The 855-nt window shown below is 73.0% G+C and carries 1 protein-coding gene; it reads right to left on the reverse strand.

What is annotated here, in order from left to right; all coding sequences use genetic code 11:
- Window positions 1-109: 109 nt before the first annotated feature.
- On the reverse strand, window positions 110-855 hold a 746-nt coding region (locus G3N62_RS35565; RefSeq protein ID WP_206141561.1), incomplete at its 5' end, for an ABC transporter ATP-binding protein.

Consider the following 855-nt stretch of genomic DNA (forward strand, 5'->3'; position numbering starts at 1 on the left):
CAACCCGCCGCGCGCTGCGGCGCGGTGGCGGCCACCGCCCAGCCGACACCGCGCCGCAGCGCGCGGCGGGTTTCGGGCGGCAGACACTGCAAACGTTTGAGCGACTTCATCATCGTGCGGCCTCCTCGCCCGCGGCATCGCGTTCGCGCCACAGCCGCGCATACAGGCCGCGCGCGGCCAGCAGCGCGGCATGCGTGCCGCGCTCGACGATGCGGCCGCGATCCATCACGAGGATCTGGTCCGCGTGCCGGATCGCGTCGAGATCGTGGCTGACGATCACGCGCGTGCGCCGGTCGCCGCGCAGCGCATTGCGCAACGCGCGCGCGGTTTGCGGATCGAGCGCCGAGCCCGGTTCGTCGAGCAGCAGCAACGGCGCGGGCGACAGCAGCGCGCGCGCGATCGACAGGCGTTGCAGTTCGCCGCCGGACAAACGCACGTCGCGCCCGCACACGCAGTCGTAGCCGCCCGGCAACGCGTCGATGCGTTCGTCGAGACAGGCCGCGCGCGCGGCGGCGCGAATCGCGTCGCGATCGGCATCGGGCCGGTAGAGCGCGATGTTCGCGGCAATCGACACGTCGAGCGCGGTGGCTTGCTGGAACACCATCGCGACCTGCGCACGCCGCGTATCCGGCGCGAGCAGCCGCAGATCGGCACCGCCGAGCCGCACCGTGCCGCGATCCGGATCCATGAAGCGCGCGAGCAGCATCAGCAGCGTGCTCTTGCCCGCGCCCGACGGCCCGACGATCGCGGTGACCGCGCCGGCCGCGATCGTCGCGTCGATGTCGTGCAGGATCGGCGTGCCGTCGAGGTCGACACTCACGCCGCGCAGTTCGACCGACGCATCGCGCGGCACCT

The organism is Burkholderia sp. Tr-20355 (assembly GCF_017104685.1).
Taxonomy (GTDB): domain Bacteria; phylum Pseudomonadota; class Gammaproteobacteria; order Burkholderiales; family Burkholderiaceae; genus Burkholderia; species Burkholderia seminalis.